Raw genomic sequence first — 16977 nt, 5'->3', positions numbered from 1 at the left:
CGCCCGCGCTCATCCGAAGTTCTTCCCTTCGCCGCGGTAGCTCACCAGCTCGCTCAGCTCGTTGCCGTCGATCGCGTACAGCCGGTCGAACCGCTCCAGCATCTCGCCCGCCTTCGCGTAGCGCATCCACACCCGGTCGCCGATCTTCAGCCCGCGCGCGTGCTCGCCCTCGACCGGCGTCTGGACCTCGCCCGCGCCCTCGGTTCCGAGCAGCTTCAGCCCGAGCGGCCACGCCGGCGCGGGCAGCCGTGATTTCTTCGCCGGGCCGGAGGCGACGTACCCGCCGCCGAACAGCGTGGCGATCCGTGGGGTCGGCCGCCGGACGACGCCGAGCGCGTAGGCGACGGCGTGCTCGGGCTGGAAGACGTCGTACTTGTCGAACAGCGTCGGGCCGTAGAGCCCAGACCCGGCCGTCACTTCGGTGACCGCGGGATCGCTGCTGCTCACCTCGATGCTGCCGGTGCCGCCGCTGTTCACCAGCCGCAGCGGCGCGACCTGCTTGACCGCGTCGACCACGAGCCCCCGGCGGTCGGACAGCTCGGCAGCCGAGCGCCGCTTCACCCAGCGGACCGCGGGCGACGTGTCCGGCAGACCCGCGATCTGCGCCTCGTAGAACATCACGCCGACCAGCTCGAACGCGTCGTCGGCGACCACCTGCCGGGCGAGCGCGAGCACCTGGTCGGGCGTGCGCAGCGGCGACCGGCGTACGCCGAGATGCTGGCCGAAGATCCGCAGCGAGGCGTCGACGTCCAGGCAGACCCGGATCCGCTCACCGCCGCCGGTGACCTGCTTGATGAAAGCGAGGTGCTCGATGTCGTCGATCATCAGCGTGATCCGCGCGGCGGCCTCGGCGTCGCCGGCCAGCTCGCGCAGCGCCGCGCGGTGCACGGTCGGGTAGCCCATCAGGATGTCGTCGACGCCGTTGCGCGCGAGCCAGAGCGCCTCGGGCAGTGCGTAGCTCATCACGCCGTGGAACCCGGGCCGCCGCAGCGCCTCCGTGAGCAGCGCGCGGTTGCGCACCGACTTGGACGCGACCCGGATCGGTACGCCGGCTGCCCGGCGGACCAGATCGTCCGCGTTCCGGCGGAAGGCGGCCAGATCCACCACCGCGAACGGTGGGTCCAGCTCGGCGGTCAGCCGTCCGTACCGGTCGAAGTCACCCATGAACGGAGTCTAGGCCCGAAGAAAACTGAAAGGTAGTACATCTTTCATGCCGAATCGATCACAGCCCGGAGCTGCGGGACGACGGAGTGCGCCCAGTCGGCGTTCGGTTGCGGCGCCGGATCGGCCGCCGCGCCTGCGACCAGCGCCACGGTCCGGCCCTGGCGCACGGCGACCTCGGCGTACGCGGAGGCGCCCGCGTAGTTGCGCAACTGAGCGGCGGCGTCCTGCTCGGACCAGAGCGGCTTGACGGAGAGGTCGGCGTCGCTGGACGTGCCGCAGGCCTTCATCCGGGCCTCGTAGCCGCTGTAGTACTGCCGGGCCTGCTGCTCGTTGCTGAACCGCAGCAGCAGAGCTGTAGCCGGCAGGTCAGGGCCGGTCCGGTACGTCGCCTGCAGCGCGTACTGCGGCACCGGGAGCGAGCTGGCCGGCAGCTTGCCCTTGCAGCCGACCGGTAGCGCCTCGAAGGCCGCCTGGTGCGCGTTGCGCTCTCTGGTCCAGTTGTTGTTGCTGATCCAGCCCGCCTCTGCTCCGGCTGGATCGACGTACGTCTTCCAGCCGTTGCCGAGCTTGTCGGCTGGGGGCAGGTTCTTGCTGGAGACCGGGCCAGCTTCTGCAGGAGGGGGTGCGGTGGCCTGGTCCGGCGTGGCAGGGGGCTTGGCTGCGTCGGTGGGCTTGGCTGTGTCGGGTGTGATGGTCGGGACCGGCACGGTGCCGCCGACGATGCTGGGGAAGCCCATCGGCGTCGAGGGGACGTCGACCGGTTGGCCGTCCGCCTCCGGGACGACGCTGGCGCTGCAGCCGGTCAGCAGGGCTGCAGCGGCGAGCAGTACGGCGTACTGGTGTCTCACTTCGGCTCGAAGTGCTGGTAGTCGGGCTTGGCCCAGCGGGCTCCCCAGAAGTAGCCCTGCGCTTCGAGAGCCTTGGTGAGCGTGCTGCCGGCGAACAGCATGCCGGGGCGAGCGGGGGTCCGGGTGCGGTAGGACAGGCCGTTCTTCGGGTACCAGACGCCGTTCGCCGCGAGGTACGGGTTCTCGACGGTGTTGACGTCGATCGCGTAGCCGTAGGAGTGCGGGGACAGCGAGTACGGGTCGCCGGTGACCTGGCGGCAGTTGAACATCGAGGTGTTGTCGGCCTCCATCGCGCGCACGTCGCTGCCGCCGAACACGTCCACCCGGGTCATCCGCCGGATCGGGAACTTGGCGTTCAGGTTCGCCGTCCAGACCGTGATCATCTTCTGCACCGCGGCGTCGCGGACGATCAACTCACCCTTGTGCATCAAGCCGTCGAAGCCCCAGTGGTTCAGCGTCAGCAGCCGCAGCGACGCCGGCCCGACCGGGCAGCCGGCCCGGTAGGTCTTCGGGATCATGCTGGCCGCGACCGCGTAGACCTTCGGGTTCAGCCCGGCCTTGATCACGACGTACGCCGAGGCCGAGACCTCCACGCTGGTGGTCGGCACGCCGCGACTGACCACGCGGACCGAGCGGCTGGACGGGAAGTTGTCCGGGACCAGGAGCCGGAAGTTGCCCTTGGCATCGGTTTTGACGCTGGTCAGCCAGCGCCAGGCGCCGCTGCCGAGCAGGTCCTGGAGCACGACCTCGAGGCCGGGCTCGGCCGGGACCGTCGTCCCGGTGACGGCGACACCGGTCAGCGTGACGTACGACGCGGCCGGTTTGGTGATCACGATCTTCTTGTCCTGCGCGGTGCCGATCCGGGCCGGCGACATCGCCGGGGTGCCGTAGAACTTCGGGCCGACGACGACCCGGAAGGTGGTGTGGATCGGGCCGGTCGGGGTGTAGGTGATCTTGTAGTTCCCGCCGGCCGTCGACTGGGTGGCGCCGCGCAGGGTCCAGCCGCTGGGCAGCGCCTGCCAGAGCGAGAGGTACCAGTTGACGGCGCCGTTGTTGAGCTTGCCTGTGAAGGTGAGCGGCCGGTCTTCCCAGGTGGTCGCCGGCTGGTCGAGCGAGATCGCCAGCGGCTCGGCGGCGGCCTTCGGCGGCTTCGCCGGTGTGGGCGTCGGTGTCGGCGTCGGCGTCGGGTCCGCCGGTGTCGTCGGCGTCTCCTCGGCCGGTGTGGTCGGGTCGGCGACCGGTGGCGTCTCCTCGGCCGGCGTCACCGAGGTCTCCGGCGTACCGGTCGGCACGCTCGGCGTGACCTCGGCGTGCGCCGTGATCGGTAGCAGCGCCAGCAGCGTCACCACCACAACAATGGGCAGAGCTCTCCGAGCCATGGCCGTCCTCCCCAACGGACGGGACCACTCGGCCCCGCCACCCCTCACCAGGAATGACGCCACCAACGGTCGTGAGGTTCGCTCAGTTCTGCAGTCTTTTCACCGCTGCATCGATTCGTTCGTCGGTCCCGGTGAGGGCAACTCGAATGTTCCTCTCCCCAGCCGCGCCGTAGAAGGCCCCGGGCGCCACGAGAATGCCCAGCTCCGACAACGCCTCCACCGACCCGTACGCGTCGTACGCCGGGTGCTCGGCCCACAGGTACAGCCCGCCCTGCGACAGCGTGATCTCCCAACCCGCACCGGTCAGCGCCTCACGCAGCACCGACCGCCGCCGGATGTACCGCTCCCGCTGCTCCTCGACGTGCTGGTCGTCGGCGAACGCCGCCGCCATCGCCGCCTGGATCGGCGACGGCACCATCAGCCCGGCGTGCTTCCGCACCGCCAGCAGCTCGGCCACGATCCGCTCGTCACCAGCGACGAAACCGGCGCGATACCCGGCGAGGTTCGACCGCTTCGACAGCGAGTGCACCGCGAGCAGGTTGTCGAACGAACCCCCGCAGACATCCGGGTGCAGCACCGACACCGGCTGCTCGTCCCAGCCGAACTCGACGTAGCACTCGTCGTTGACGAGCAGCACGTTGTTCGCCCGGGCCCACTCGACCGCGGCCTTCAGCTCCTCCGCCGAGGTGATCTCGCCGGACGGGTTGCGCGGCGAGTTCAGGTAAGCGACCGCGACCGGGCCGTCGTACTGGGTGACTTCGGCGACCGGCACACTCGTCGCGCGCGCCAGCGCCGCCCCTGCCTCGTACGTCGGGTAGGCGAGATCGGGGATCAGCACCGTGTCGCCCGCGCCGACGCCGAGCAGCATCGGCAGCAGCATGATCAGCTCCTTGGTGCCGATCACCGGCAGCACGCCGGTCTGCGGATCCACCCCCGGGACGCCGAGCCGCCGCTCCAGCCAGTCGACCGCCGACTGCCGGGCGCTCGTCGTACCGATCGTGGTCGGGTACGCCGGAGCGTCGGCCGCGTCGGCCAGCGCCTTCTTCACCAGGTCGGGCACCGGGTCCACCGGGCTGCCGATCGACAGGTCGACGATGCCGTCCGGATGGTCGGCCGCCTTCTGCTTGAAGGGCGCGAGCTTGTCCCACGGGAAGTCCGGGAGCCGGCTGGAAGTGGAGCTGGAGAAGAGGTCTGTCACTCCTCCATTCTCTCCCGCGGCGCCGTCGCGCGGGCGGCGGCTTCCCAATCTGTGGATAAGAACTCCGTAGCGCCGGCGATCACCGCGGGGTCGCGCAGGATCCGCCGGTGCCCGAGGCCTTCGGTGAGCTCGACGCTCGCGCCCGGCCAGACCTTCGCGAGCCGGATGCTCCCGTCGGCGTCGGTCTCGCGGTCGTCGCGGTCGTGGATCGCGAGCAGCGGCGGCAGCTCGCGCCGGGTCGCCAGGTCGGTCACGACCCGGACGCCCTCGTAGCTGTCCATCGTGCCGAACCGGCGCGCGAACCGGGCGAGAAACCCGTCGCGGACCCGCGGCCCGAACCCGAACGCCGCCTGGAACGCGTCCAGCGTCACCGTGAAGTCGGTCGCGGCCGCGACGTACACGACCCGCTCCGGCTCGGCGAAGTGCAGCAGCGCGTGCGTGATCGCCGCGGCGCCCAGCGAGTGCGCGATCACGCCGTACGCCGGACCACGCTCGTCGACGACCGCCTGGAACGCGTCCGCCATTTCCGGCATCGTGCCCCGGGCCTTGCCCTCGAGCCCGGGTGCGGAGTCGCCGTGGCTCGGTGCGTCGTACGCGACGACCTGGAAGCCGGCCGCGACGAGCGGCGGGACGAACGAGGCGAGCTGCAGACCCCAGCCGCCCCAGCCGTGCACGAGATAGACGAGCGGACCCTGTACGCCGTACTGGTGGCCGCGGATCAGCCCGCCCTCGAAGGGCAGCTCGAACGCCGTCGCGGGCGGGAGCGGGACCCGCGGCGCGCGCACCTTGGCTGGAACCGGCGGCAGCGTGAACCACAGCCGCTCCAGCAGCCGCGCCGCGAGTGGCGACGGCAGAACCTTGAAGGCTGCCGAATAGAACCGAACGATCGTGCTTTTTTTCACCGAAACGTCTCCCCCACTGTGCTGAACAAAGGTCGGCTAGATCCGCGCGCCGTCGAGCAGCGCTTCGAAGGCGGCCCGCGCCCGCGCCTCGGCGCGGTCGTCGCCGAGCAGCCGGCTGGCGTGATGGAAGGCCATCAGCACGCCCTGGATGTCGAAGGCGTACTGCTCCGGATCGGCGTCCGGCCGGAACTGGCCCTCGGTGATGCCGGTCCGGAAGACCGTCACGATCGCGTCGATGTAGTCGCGGTACGCCTGCAGGAAGCGGTCCCGGACCGGGCCGGACGGCGCGTCGTCGAGCTCGGCGGACACGCTGTAGAAGAAACAACCGCCGGGCAGCGCCAGGTCACCGCTGTCCCAGCGCAGCTTGCGGTCGAAGAACTCGCGCAGCCGGGCCTCACCGCGCGGCGCCTTCAGCGCCGGCCGGACGACCCGCTCGGCGAACAGCTCCGCGGTCCAGTCGATCACGTCGAGCTGGAGCTGCTCCTTGGACCGGAAGTGGGAGAACAGGCCGCTCTTGGACAGCCGGGTCCGCTCGGCGAGCAGGCCGATGCTGAGCCCGCTCAGCCCGATCACGCTGACCTGCGCCGCGGCGACGTCGAGCACCGCCGCCCTGGTCTGCTCACCTTTGCCCACGTCCCGATAAGAGCACGACCGTACGGTTCTCGGCAAGCCCTATTTCAGCACGGGCGCTCGGGGTCGACCTTCGCGGTGATCTGCCGGCTGATCACCTTGAGCTGCTCGAGCTGCTCCGGGGTGAGCGCGTCGATGACGTACTTGCGGACCATCTCGACGTGACCGGGCGCGGCCGCGAGGAGGTAGGCGAACCCCTCGTCGGTCAGCGTGGCGACGGTGATCCGGCCGTCCTCCTCGTACGGACGCCGGTTCACGAAGCCGCGGGACTCGAGCCGCTTCACCACGTGCGAGAGCCGCGAGAGCGTGCCGTTCGCCTCGCCGGCCAGGTCGCTCATCCGGCGCGAGCGGTCCGGGGACTCCGAGAGCGCGGCGAGCACGGAGTACTCGAAGTGATTCAGGCTCGAGTCGCGCTGCAGCTGGAAGTCGAGCGCACCGGGCAGCTTGAACAGCATCCCGGCCAGCGCCATCCAGGCCTGCAACTGGTCGGCGTCCAGCCACCGCACATCGTCCGCCATCCGAGCAGTCTACGCGGCTGGTTGACGCTTCAACTCAAACGGGGTTACCTTGACTTGAAGCATCAACTAACTACCGAGAGTTGGACATGAACGTCTTTCTGTGGATCGTCGCCGGGGTCCTGGCCGCCTTCTTCCTCGCCGCCGGCGCGAGCAAGCTGTCCCAGTCCAAGGCCAAGCTGGGTGCGAACCCGAACATGAAGTGGACCGAGGACTTCTCCGCCGGAACGCTGAAGTTCATCGGCGCGGTCGAGGTCCTGGGCGCGCTCGGCGTGATCCTGCCCGCGCTCCTGGACATCGCGCCGGTCCTGGTCCCGCTGGCCGCGGTCGGCCTCGCGGTGATCATGGCCGGCGCTCTGGTCACTCACCTGCGCCGCAACGAGTACAAGACGCTGCCGATCAACGTCGTCGTACTCGCGCTGGCCGTCGTACTGGCGATCTTCCGCTTCGGCCCGAACAGCTTCTAGAGATAAAGGCCGGTCTGGCCGTCTTCCAGGCGGTTGGCGGCGACTGCGTGCAGGTCTCGCTCGCGGAGCAGCACGTAGTCGTCGCCACGCACCTCGACCTCCGCGCGGTCCTCCGGGTCGAACAGGACCCGGTCGTCGACCTCGACCGTACGCACGTTGGCGCCGATCGCGACCACCTTCGCCCACGCCAGCCGGCGGCCCATCTGGGCGGTCGCCGGGATCAGGATACCCGCCGAGGACTTCCGCTCCCCCTCGACCTCGAGCGAGACCAGGACCCGGTCGTGCAGCATCCGGATCGGCAGCTTGTCGTCGGACAGACGCTTGCGAGGGGTCACCGGCGGCCCACCAGCTTGCGGATCACCAGCAGCATCCCGACCACACCGACCACCGCGGCTCCGACGGCGACCAGCTTCTGCGTGCGCAGCTCGCCGCGCTCGTCGAAGACCTGCGCCTTCGCCTGCTCGACCTGCCGCTTGGCGACGTTCTTCGGGTGCGCGCGGTCGACCAGCTCGTCCACGGTCGAGGCCAGTCGCGCACGGGTGGCGGCGATGTCCGCCTCGATCTGCTCGGTACCACGAGCTTGCGTGTCCGACACCTGTCCTCCTCGTTACGACCAGCAACTGTTCCCATCCTCGCAGGTCACGCCCGCAGGTCCACGACCACCTTGATGTCGTCGGCGTTCTTGGTCAGCGCGCTCGGCCAGTCCGACAGCGGAACGGTCCGCGTGATCAGCCGCTCCAGCCAGCTCCGGTCGGCCGCCAGCAGCACCTCCACCGCGTCCGCGTAGTGCCGCTTCGCAGCGTTGACCGTCCCGACCAGCGCAGCGTTCCGTACGACGAGCTGCCGCACCAGTGCGTCCATCTGCACCTCTACCTTGGCTGGCCCCGGTGAGATCCCAGCCAGACACATGACCCCAGCCGGCGCGAGCAGCTTGGCCGCCTCGACCACTACCGGACCAGCGCCGGTCGCCTCGATCACTACATCCGGCTGCACCTGCAGCTCGCTCAGCTCGGTAATGAACGTCCCGCCGAGGTCCCGGACCAGCTGCGGCTTGGGGCCCTCGTCAGACCGGTCCAGCACGTGTACGTCGTACCCGCGCTGTGCAGCGATCAGTGCAGCCAGCAGACCGATCGGACCAGCACCAGTGACCAGCACCTGCTTCGGCTCGTACCAGGAGCGCCCGCCGACGTGGTCCACCTGCTCCCACGCCTTGGTGAGGATGCTGGCGGGCTCCACGAGTACGCCGAGCCGCCCCAGCTCACCAGGCACCCGTACGGCGAAGTAGGGGTCGACCCGCCACCGCTCAGCGCCGTACCCGTCGTTCCCCTTGATCCCGCGCTCGGTGTAGAGCCCGTTGCGGCAGAAGTCCCACTCGCCACGCGCACAGGCCGGGCAGGGCTCCGGGTCGGGCCGCCTGACGATCCCGGCGACCAGGTCCCCACTGGCGAACCCGGAGCCCACAGGAGCCTCCAGCACCTGGCCCAGCGACTCGTGCCCGAGCACCAGCCGGTCAGCCCCGGCCCGGCCGCTGCCGAACTCTCCGGAGACCAGCTCCAGGTCGGTGCCGCAGATCCCGGCCAGCACCCCCTCGACGAGCATCGTGCCGTCGGACTCGGGCGGTTCGGCGACCTCGCCGACGGACGCTGAGCCAGCCTTGCCCGGAACCACCGTCATCGCCCGCATGCGCCCACTCCACTCCTGCCCGGTCCTCGCGCGCAAGCCCCCTCGCCGTACCGCATCGTTGTCCCAGGTGTCACAGGAGCCCCTCGCGACGCGGCTTCCGGCGTACGGCAGAATGTCGGACAATCACCCAGTTGTGCCGTCGCGTTGCCGAGGAAGGACCCAGTCATGTCCGAGCGCCTGTCCGTCGGAGACGCCGCCCCCGAGTTCACCCTGCCCGACGCCGACGGCAACGAGGTCTCGCTGAGCGACCTGCGCGGCAAGAACGTGATCGTCTACTTCTACCCGGCCGCGATGACCCCGGGCTGCACCAAGCAGGCCTGCGACTTCCGCGACTCGCTCGACTCGCTGGCCGCCGCCGGGTACGCCGTACTGGGGATCTCGCCCGACAAGCCGGCCAAGCTGCAGAAGTTCCGCGAGCACGACGGCGTGACGTTCCCGCTGCTCAGCGACCCGGACAAGGAGGTCTTGTCGGCGTACGGGGCCTTCGGCGAGAAGACCATGTACGGGAAGAAGGTGACCGGGGTGATCCGGTCGACCTTCGTCGTCGACGGCGAGGGCAAGATCGCGGTCGCGCAGTACAACGTGAAGGCCACCGGGCACGTCGCCAAACTGCGCCGCGATCTCGGTCTCTGAGACGCCGCGCTCAGTTCGGCGAAGGGAAACCTTCGAAGCTTTCACGGCGGTGGTCCATGGAACGGTCGTTTGAGCGAATCTGTGTCTGTGATCTGGATCACATCGCGTCCTGAGCGGACCGCGATTTCCGCGCTACCCTCAGTGACCTTTCGCGCTCAACCGGGACCGACCAGTACTCCGGAGCCGCCCGGGGTTCAATAACGGGCTTGTCCCGGTGCGGTCACGGTGGTCGGCGACCTTGGCCCTGACCAGTGCAAACCGGGTAATCTGCGCGCGCAGTCTGCCTCTGGGAGGGAGGGACCTGCCGCGATGGGAAAACATTCCTCTGCGGTGACGCGAAGTAACAACAACCGCCGACCGGTGTACCTGACCGCCGTCGGTCTCTTGGTGCTCTCGCTGGGTGCCGTGTTCGTGGTCCGCTCCTTCGGATCCGAGTCCGGCGCCGACGGTTTGCTGGGTGGCAAGTGTGACGAGCCGACCCAGATCAAACTCAGCACGACGCCCGAGTTCCAGCCGCAACTGGACCAGGCGACCAAGGCGCTGATGGCCAAGGGTGGTGAGGACGGGAACCCGTGCCTGCAGTTCACCATCACCGCGGCCCAGTCCGCGTCGGTGGCCCAGGACATCTCGAGCAGCGATCCGAACAACGGTGAGAGCCGGCCCGACCTGTGGGTGCCGGACTCCTCGCTGTGGGTCGGCCGCGCCGACGACGGCGAGTCGATCCCGAGCATCGCGGTCCCGTCGCTCGCGACGTCGCCGCTGGTCCTGGTCGGACGCTCCGAGAACTTCGCGAACACCTCGTCGTGGCTAGGCCTCTTCGCCGCAACCCAGCCGGCGCTGCTCGACCCCCTGAAGCAGTCGTCGGGCGCGCTCGCGCTGCTCGCCGTACAGGCTGAGCGGGCGAAGACGTCGGCGTCGAACAGCCAGGTCGCCAAGGTGCTGGTCCCGCTCGCGCAGCGGCTCGGCTCGATGCCGAAGCAGTACACCGAGGTGTCCGGGCCGCTCAGCCGGGCGTCCAGCGAGGGCAGCTCCGTCGTCGTACCGATGTCGGAGCAGGCGTTCGTCAAGTACCAGGACGAGAACCCGGCGGCGCAGGTGAAGGCGATCGTGCCGAAGACCGGCACGCTGCTGATGGACTACCCGGTCGTGGTCACCGCCAAGAACAACACCGAGGCGGTCACCCAGGCCGGCCGCGCGCTCGGCGAGCAGATGCTCTCCGACGCCGTCGGCCAGTCCCGCGACGACGCCGGCTTCCGGGACGCGCTGATGAGCCCGCTCGGCGAAGGCCGCGGCGTCGGCGACATCACCCAGCTGACCAAGCCGACCCCGACCGCGATCGAGAAGGCCATCCAGAGCTGGACGACGCTGTCGCTGTCGGCCCACTCGCTGGCCGTCATCGACGTGTCCGGCTCGATGGCCGAGAAGGTCCCGGGCAGCGCCAAGACCCGGATGCAGCTGACCATCGAGGCCGCGGGCAGCGGCCTCACGCTGTTCCCCGACTCGGCCGAACTCGGCCTGTGGGTGTTCTCGACGAAGATCGGCCCCGAACAGGCCGACTTCAAGAAACTGGTCCCGATCGGCAAGCTGACCCCGGGCCACCGGCAGCAGATGATCAACAACCTGAAGTCCCAGTCGGCCCGCGTCGGCGGCGGCACCGGCCTCTACGACACGGCGATCGCCGCGATCAAGGAAGTCCGCAGCCAGTACAACTCCGGCGCCGTCAACACCGTCCTGCTCTTCACCGACGGCAAGAACGACGACCCCGGCAGCGTCAGCCTCGACCGCGCCCTGCAGATCCTCGAAGGCCTGAAGGACCCGGCCCGCCCGGTCCGCATCATCGCCCTCGGCATCGGCCCCGACGCCGACGAGACCGAGCTCAAGCGCCTGGCCCAGGCCACCGGCGGCCAGAGCTACGTCGCCCGCAACCCCACGGACCTCCAGGACGTCTTCATCGACGCCCTGCAGAACCGCTGACCCCGGACTGCTCCCTAGGCTAACCTCCTGGGGAGCAGTCCCAGCCAGAGTGGTGGAACGGCAGACACGCCGGCTTTAGGTGCCGGTGCCCTCGGGCGTGCGGGTTCAAGTCCCGCCTCTGGCACAGGTGGAACAAAGGCAACCCAACGGAGAGCCAAGGAACACCAAAACAAGAACCAAAGAAATAAGAAAAACAGAAAAGAAGCACAAAAGAAAAATATAGTTGGGTGGTCTGTGGCTGAGGCTGTCTCTCGGGTGCGGGTTCACATAACGAGTACCCGAGCGCCAGTCGCCCACTCGAAGAGACGCCGGATGTCGTGCCGCGGACTGTGCACAGCAAAATGCAGCCGACTGGGCACAAGCACCGCAGCATCCCCGGAGTCAACGAGGTACTCCACCAGCGCTCCGAAGGCGGTCGGTCTCCTCACCGCTTCCTCGATAAAGATGCGGCATACGTACAACCCACTCAGTTCTGCGAAGTCGCCGATCCGGCATTCCAGTTCCTGCAGTGCTTGGTCATCGACCAGGAGCTCTCGGCAGACGTACGCGACTGCCGCGGTCCTCGATCGATCCCTCCCACCACTCACAGCCGTCTCCCCTTGCACAAACGATGGATCGGCCAGGACGTCAGGACAGAGGAGTCGCTCGCGCAGAGCATCACCGACGCCCTGACCGTGAGCAGAACGCTAACCATCGATCACCGAGCGTCGAAGAAAGTTGCTTCGAATTTCTCGCGAGGACGTTGACTCGCCCTCTTCCCAGCGGCCAACCTTGAAGGGCCACCTCTTCGACCTCACCCCTCAGGAGACTCGCATGGTCGAGCAACCGAAGCAGCTGAAGCATGTCGGAACGACAAACAGCGGCAAGGACGGAAGCCCGTCGTTCTACGACACCGACGACGGCCGGTACATCGTGCAGGGGTACACACTGACCAGCCCCGAGGCACGCGCCCAGCTCGTCAACTTCCCGCCGTCGGGTGAAGACGCGGTGATCATCACCACGGACCTCGCCGACATGATCGTCGCGCACCACACCGGCCGGACGGCGTGACCAACGAAAGCACCTTCGTCGAGGCCGGACCCGAGTTCGTCCAGTTCGCCCGCAGCTATCAGCACACCGCCTGGCGCCTCGAGGTCCGAGACGCCTACGCCGCGGACGGAGAGGCCGAGCACATCCGCCGATTCCTCGCAGGTGAGCCTGCCGATGACTCGTGGATGGAGGACTGGATGGGCATGGTCCTGCGGCGCACGCTGGAGGGCCAGCAGATCGGCCGGGTTCGTGTCGTCTCAGAACCCTGGTCCGACTACACCCACTTCGGATTGAACCTCTCCCGGCTCAACGTCGCCGCCGGTGAGGACATTCGCTACCTGTCGCGCGATCAAGCCAAGGAACTCGAGCTCCCGGACTACGACTACTGGCTGCTCGACTCGCACAAGATGTGCATCCTTCGCTTCAACGATGATGATGTCCTTCTGGGTGCGGACCTCATCACGGATCCCGCGACGGTGGTCGAGCACGCGTACCACCGTGACGTCGCCCGACGGTTCGCCGTACCGCGGGTCGAGTACCTCCGCCGGCACAACGACCAGTAAGCGAGCGTGGGTGTCCAGTTTCCAACGCGCCAGGGAAGCCCTCGGCAACCGTCTTCGCGACATGCGCCTGGACGCCCAGCTCACCGGCCGAGACCTGGCAGCGCAAGCGGGTTGGACACCGTCGAAGATTTCGAAGCTCGAAGCCGGCCGTCAGACTCCGTCGGATCCCGACCTCAAAGAGTGGGCACGCATCTGCGGCCAGCCAGCCGCAATCGGTGACCTCACGGCCTCCCTCCGCTCCCTCGAACAGCAGTACGTCGAGTTCCGCCGAATGTTCCGCACCGGCCTCCCGTCACGCCAGCGCACCATCGCTGAGATCGAGTCCAAGACAACGATCACCCGCAACTTCGAACCCTGCTTCGTTCCAGGCCTCCTGCAGACCCCCGAGTACGCCCGCTACCGCTTCGCCGAAGGAGACGCCGGCGACACCGACCGCGGCGCGCCGACCAGCGAGGCCGAGGTCGACGAGGCAATCGCCGCCCGCATGTCACGCCAACAGGCCCTGCACCACGGCGACCGCAAGTTCCACTTCGTCATGACCGAAGCCGTCCTCCGCTACCACCTCTGCCCACCCGACGTCATGACCGGACAGCTCGGCCACCTCATCGCGATGACGACGGTCCCGACCATCCGCGTCGGCATCATCCCGTTCGAAACCCCGCTGCCAGTAGCTCCAGCCCACGGCTTCTACCTCTACGACAACGCATTGGTCGTCGTAGAGCTCTTAACCGCCGTACTGAACATCAACCAGTCGGACGAAATCGCCGCCTACGAACGAGTCTTCGGCCACCTAGCGAAGGCCGCGATGTACGGAACCGACGCCCGGTTACTGCTCACCCGCACTCTCGATCACCGGGGCGGTAATCGGCAATCTTGAACTCCACCTCTCTGGCAACAGCGCTGGGAGGCACGCCGTACCACCCACCCGAGCCCGGTAACTCGGAGTAGCGTCGAATCAACGCCTGAAAGGCGCGATTCGCTCTCCGGGGGGGAGACCGCTGTTGACTGGTGAGAAGCTCAAGAAGATGACCTGGGGTTCCCTACGGCCCTACATCTCGGTAGTTGTGCTTGAGTGCACAGGTGAGGATCCTGCCTCCATATTCGCCACAGCCAATGTCAAGTTGCGAGCCGGGGTGCGATCGCGTACGGGCCGCGTCGAGAGGATTGTCAGCGAGGGCACTGCTGATCTGGCCTCCGACCACGATCTTCGCGGGTTAGCCGAATCAGGAATCGATCAACTGTCTGGTTTCGTCCGCGAAGTTCGCAGTCATCCGGGTTGGGCAAAGCCCGACTCAGGGTTCGGAGACACGACCAACTACTTGACCGTTCTACTTCGCCGAGAGCGACTGGTCGCGATCCACGCTGACCCTCTTGTCGTTGATCGACTTCAACGGTGGTTGGACAAAGCACCTCGGCCCGCCGCGCGCCGGATTCCGCCGGAAGTCCTCGAGAGTGCTTTGCTGCGCGGTGAGTCGAAAGGGCTCTGGTTGCGGAACACGCATCAACGTCGCATGACCAAGCCTGACACGAAGACCATCAGCGGAGTTCGTCTTCAGAACGCGCTCAGCCCATTCGAAGATGCGGGCTACGCGATGGGATCTGCGAAGGCACTGCTTGAGGACGATCCTGACCGAACCTCACTTCAGGGAACAGTTGGTACGACGCCGCGACGATCGTCCGTATGGCTCAAGGCGTCGACAGACTTCATCACGTTCGCTTCCGCCGTCAGCGAACTGCTTAGCTTGCTAGAAGGCGAGCTGGCCAGCGGTCTCAGCGCCGGCCACGGCCTACCCCATTTGTCGCGGGCAGCGGATGACCTGACCGGCGTCTTCGGAGCATACGAGGTCACCACGCCGCCACCCGACGATCTGCCGAACCTGCCGGGTGCAGGAGAGGAGTTGATAGCTGCCGCCGAGACTTTGCAGGACTCGGTGATCGGTGTACACGGCAGGAGTGACTCCGCAGATCTCGTTGTCGATGTCGGATTCGACGACTCGATCAGCGGATCGCTCGCCATCGTACCCAAGCCGTCCGACGACGGATTCGACCTCAGCATAGGCTTCGCGGTAAAGCCGAACAATCCGAGCAATCCGCCGGTCGCGCGACAGATCCTCGACGCGCTCGAACATACGGAACTGTTGACGATCTACTACCGATCTGGCCACACCTTCGCGGACGGCCGGATCTGGAGAGACAAAGTCCCGGTCGCTCCATTCGGCAACTGGATGTTCGCGAACTTCGAACGGTTCGATCTCGACCGGGAGAAGCCGACCCCCCGAGGAGAAGATCCCGAGGTGTCAGCACAACAGGAGATCCATGATCTTGTTGCAAAAGACGGCGACGCCTCGTTGTTCAGCTGGGTCGTGGAGCACTTCAATCAAGGCTGGCTCACCTGTGACGACGGGTCTGGAGAAGCTGCGGACTTCCTCCACATCGCCCCCGATGGCATGCTCAGCGCAATCCACGTCAAGGGCGCGAACAGTGCATCATCAACGCGGCGAGTATCGGCGTCAGCCTTCGAAGTCGTAGTGGGGCAAGCGGTGAAAAACCTGATCTTCAACGACGTCGAACGTCTTCGGGCCAAGCTTGGTAGCCCGCCAGTCGACCGCCCCGGCTGCTGGACCGAGGGCGTTCGATCGAAGGACCGTGCCGACTTCCTCGAAGCCTTGGAACTGCGTAACGCGACTGATGGTCACCAAGTTGTGATCGTGCAGCCACATGTCAGTCAGAGCACCTATCACCGGTTGAGATCGGACACGGTTCCAACTGACAACGCTGACCTCATGCGAATGCATCTAGTGGAGAACATGCTGAACTCCGCCCGGGCCTCTGCCGTCGGCATCGGCTCCGACCTCGTCGTGATCGGAAGCCTTGTATAGCGCAAGTCGGTGTATCTAGATGGCTTGTGCTTGCGCACGCTTCACTTTCGTTGGATTCGTTTCTCATGGCAGGCCTCGCCAGTGCGTGGGAGTCGAGGGCGGGTGGGTGCTGTGGTCATCGTGCGGGCGCTGTCCCGCGATGGAGCAGTTGGTCGCCGAGGTCTGAGCGGTAGTAGAGGACTGAGCGGCCGTGGCGGGCCTTCGTGAGGAGGCCGGCGGTGTGGAGGGCTCTGAGGTGTTGGTTGATTGCGGTGGGGGTGACGTTGAGGCGGACGGCTAGTTCTGTTGAGGAGGTGGGGGTTTCGAGGAGGGTTAGTAGGCGGGTTCGGGATTGGCCTATGAGGTTGGTGAGGGCTTTTGGGGTGGGGGTTGGGTGGGTTTCCCACAAGGTGGCCAGGCCTCGGGCTGGATACATGAGGTGGGGTGGTTCTTCCGCCGAGATGGGGGTGGAGGCTCTGCGGCTGAAGAGGCTGGGGACGAGGGTCAGGCCTCGGCCGGCGGCGGAGGTGCGGTAGGTGAGGTCTGTGCGGAGGACTATTTGGAGGGTCAGGCCGGTGAGGCGGACCTGGGGGCTGATGTCGGTGAACATGGCGGCCAGGCCTGATTGGGCGATGACTCGGCCTCGGTAGACGACGTCGGACTCGAGGATGGTGCGCATCCTTGGCCAGTACGGGGTGAAGCAGGTTTCCCAGTACTGCGAGAGGGCGGCGAGGATTCGGGTGAGGACTCGGTCGGGGCGGCCGCGGAGTGCTGGGGGTAGGGAGTCGGGGTGGACGCTCGCCAGGTCGGTTCGGAGTACCGAGGACGGGGTGGCGGACACGGCGGCGAACTCGTCTTCGATTCGGCCCAGTGGGGTGTGGGGGCGTGGGGTGAGGAAGTCGGGGACCCAGAGGTTCTCGTTCGAGAGGGCGAGGAGGAGGTCCAGGTTCAGTTGGGAGCGGGCGGGCTCGGTGGCTCGGAGCCAGGGCAGTTGCAGGGGGAAGCGGCCGGGGTCTCTGAGGGCGCGAAGGGAGAGGACCAGTTCGTTCAGCGGGGAGATCGCGAAGCGGACTTCGCCTAGGTCGTTGGCGGCGAGGTCGTACTCGATCATGAAGTAATACGCTACATCGTTGG

General features: G+C 67.3%; 18 protein-coding genes and 1 tRNA gene. 8 read left to right on the top strand and 11 right to left on the bottom strand.

All coding sequences use genetic code 11. The annotated features are described in order from the left end of the window. Positions 1-9 precede the first annotated feature (9 nt). From ACZ6Z4_RS08240 to ACZ6Z4_RS08210, 7 genes are all read right to left on the bottom strand, one after another. Complete coding sequence (locus ACZ6Z4_RS08240; protein WP_465559721.1) at positions 10-1164, bottom strand: amino acid deaminase/aldolase; 1155 nt, start codon at positions 1162-1164, stop codon at positions 10-12. 44 nt (positions 1165-1208) lie between these two features. After that, positions 1209-2012, bottom strand: coding sequence for a hypothetical protein (locus ACZ6Z4_RS08235; RefSeq protein ID WP_465559718.1), 804 nt, complete (start codon positions 2010-2012; stop codon positions 1209-1211). Next, positions 2009-3391 (bottom strand): M15 family metallopeptidase, encoded by a 1383-nt coding sequence (locus ACZ6Z4_RS08230; protein WP_465559714.1) that lies wholly within the window; start codon positions 3389-3391, stop codon positions 2009-2011. The genes ACZ6Z4_RS08235 and ACZ6Z4_RS08230 overlap by 4 nt, the downstream gene beginning before the upstream one ends. 82 nt (positions 3392-3473) lie before the next feature. Then, positions 3474-4589, bottom strand: coding sequence for a succinyldiaminopimelate transaminase (gene dapC, locus ACZ6Z4_RS08225; RefSeq protein WP_465559711.1), 1116 nt, complete (start codon positions 4587-4589; stop codon positions 3474-3476). Further along, complete coding sequence (locus ACZ6Z4_RS08220) at positions 4586-5491, bottom strand: alpha/beta fold hydrolase (RefSeq protein WP_465559708.1); 906 nt, start codon at positions 5489-5491, stop codon at positions 4586-4588. Before ACZ6Z4_RS08220 ends, dapC begins: the two co-directional genes overlap by 4 nt. 36 nt (positions 5492-5527) lie before the next feature. Continuing rightward, the gene (locus tag ACZ6Z4_RS08215) at positions 5528-6124 is read right to left on the bottom strand and encodes a TetR/AcrR family transcriptional regulator (protein ID WP_465559705.1); all 597 of its coding nucleotides are present in this window, start codon (positions 6122-6124) and stop codon (positions 5528-5530) included. Between the two features lie 44 nt (positions 6125-6168). Next, positions 6169-6639 carry a MarR family winged helix-turn-helix transcriptional regulator gene (locus ACZ6Z4_RS08210; RefSeq protein ID WP_363672835.1) on the bottom strand — a complete coding sequence of 157 codons (471 nt, stop codon included), beginning with the start codon at positions 6637-6639 and terminating at the stop codon, positions 6169-6171. Positions 6640-6725: 86 nt separating this feature from the next. Here ACZ6Z4_RS08210 and ACZ6Z4_RS08205 point away from each other — a divergent pair, with 86 nt between their 5' ends. Next, complete coding sequence (locus ACZ6Z4_RS08205; RefSeq protein ID WP_465559700.1) at positions 6726-7103, top strand: DoxX family protein; 378 nt, start codon at positions 6726-6728, stop codon at positions 7101-7103. On the opposite strand, the gene ACZ6Z4_RS08200 is transcribed toward ACZ6Z4_RS08205, so the two are convergent. The 3 genes from ACZ6Z4_RS08200 to ACZ6Z4_RS08190 are packed head-to-tail and all read right to left on the bottom strand — an operon-like array spanning position 7100 to position 8786. Continuing rightward, positions 7100-7438 (bottom strand): GroES family chaperonin, encoded by a 339-nt coding sequence (locus ACZ6Z4_RS08200; RefSeq protein ID WP_425553113.1) that lies wholly within the window; start codon positions 7436-7438, stop codon positions 7100-7102. The genes ACZ6Z4_RS08205 and ACZ6Z4_RS08200 overlap by 4 nt on opposite strands. Further along, positions 7435-7698 carry a DUF3618 domain-containing protein gene (locus tag ACZ6Z4_RS08195; protein ID WP_363672839.1) on the bottom strand — a complete coding sequence of 88 codons (264 nt, stop codon included), beginning with the start codon at positions 7696-7698 and terminating at the stop codon, positions 7435-7437. The genes ACZ6Z4_RS08200 and ACZ6Z4_RS08195 overlap by 4 nt, the downstream gene beginning before the upstream one ends. Before the next feature lie 44 nt (positions 7699-7742). Then, complete coding sequence (locus ACZ6Z4_RS08190; RefSeq protein WP_465559695.1) at positions 7743-8786, bottom strand: glucose 1-dehydrogenase; 1044 nt, start codon at positions 8784-8786, stop codon at positions 7743-7745. A 165-nt stretch (positions 8787-8951) separates the two neighbouring features. Between ACZ6Z4_RS08190 and bcp the strand changes: the two genes are divergently transcribed. The 7 genes from bcp (at position 8952) to ACZ6Z4_RS08155 (ending at position 15864) form a co-directional block, all read left to right on the top strand. Further along, entirely contained in the window at positions 8952-9419 is a 468-nt protein-coding gene (bcp, locus tag ACZ6Z4_RS08185; protein ID WP_465559692.1) for a thioredoxin-dependent thiol peroxidase, read from the top strand. Positions 9420-9749: 330 nt separating this feature from the next. Beyond that, positions 9750-11393, top strand: a complete 1644-nt coding sequence (locus ACZ6Z4_RS08180; protein WP_465559689.1) for a VWA domain-containing protein — start codon at positions 9750-9752, stop codon at positions 11391-11393. A gap of 43 nt (positions 11394-11436) precedes the next feature. After that, positions 11437-11517: transfer RNA gene (locus tag ACZ6Z4_RS08175), tRNA-Leu, on the top strand. 689 nt (positions 11518-12206) lie between these two features. Then, entirely contained in the window at positions 12207-12443 is a 237-nt protein-coding gene (locus tag ACZ6Z4_RS08170) for a hypothetical protein (RefSeq protein WP_465559686.1), read from the top strand. Continuing rightward, complete coding sequence (locus ACZ6Z4_RS08165; protein WP_465559683.1) at positions 12440-12985, top strand: DUF6879 family protein; 546 nt, start codon at positions 12440-12442, stop codon at positions 12983-12985. Before ACZ6Z4_RS08170 ends, ACZ6Z4_RS08165 begins: the two co-directional genes overlap by 4 nt. A gap of 10 nt (positions 12986-12995) precedes the next feature. Further along, positions 12996-13862 carry a helix-turn-helix domain-containing protein gene (locus ACZ6Z4_RS08160; protein ID WP_465559679.1) on the top strand — a complete coding sequence of 289 codons (867 nt, stop codon included), beginning with the start codon at positions 12996-12998 and terminating at the stop codon, positions 13860-13862. A gap of 634 nt (positions 13863-14496) precedes the next feature. Continuing rightward, positions 14497-15864: a hypothetical protein gene (locus tag ACZ6Z4_RS08155; protein WP_465559676.1), complete on the top strand. Its 1368-nt coding sequence runs from the start codon at positions 14497-14499 to the stop codon at positions 15862-15864. A 115-nt stretch (positions 15865-15979) separates the two neighbouring features. Here the strand turns inward: ACZ6Z4_RS08155 and ACZ6Z4_RS08150 are convergent, their stop codons facing one another. After that, the gene (locus tag ACZ6Z4_RS08150) at positions 15980-16954 is read right to left on the bottom strand and encodes an ArsR/SmtB family transcription factor (RefSeq protein ID WP_465559673.1); all 975 of its coding nucleotides are present in this window, start codon (positions 16952-16954) and stop codon (positions 15980-15982) included. Between the last annotated feature and the right edge of the window lie 23 nt (positions 16955-16977).

The organism is Kribbella sp. NPDC104740, assembly GCF_055583505.1.
The sequence above is the reverse complement of the archived record's forward strand: the minus strand, read 5'-3'. Positions and strand labels throughout refer to the sequence as shown.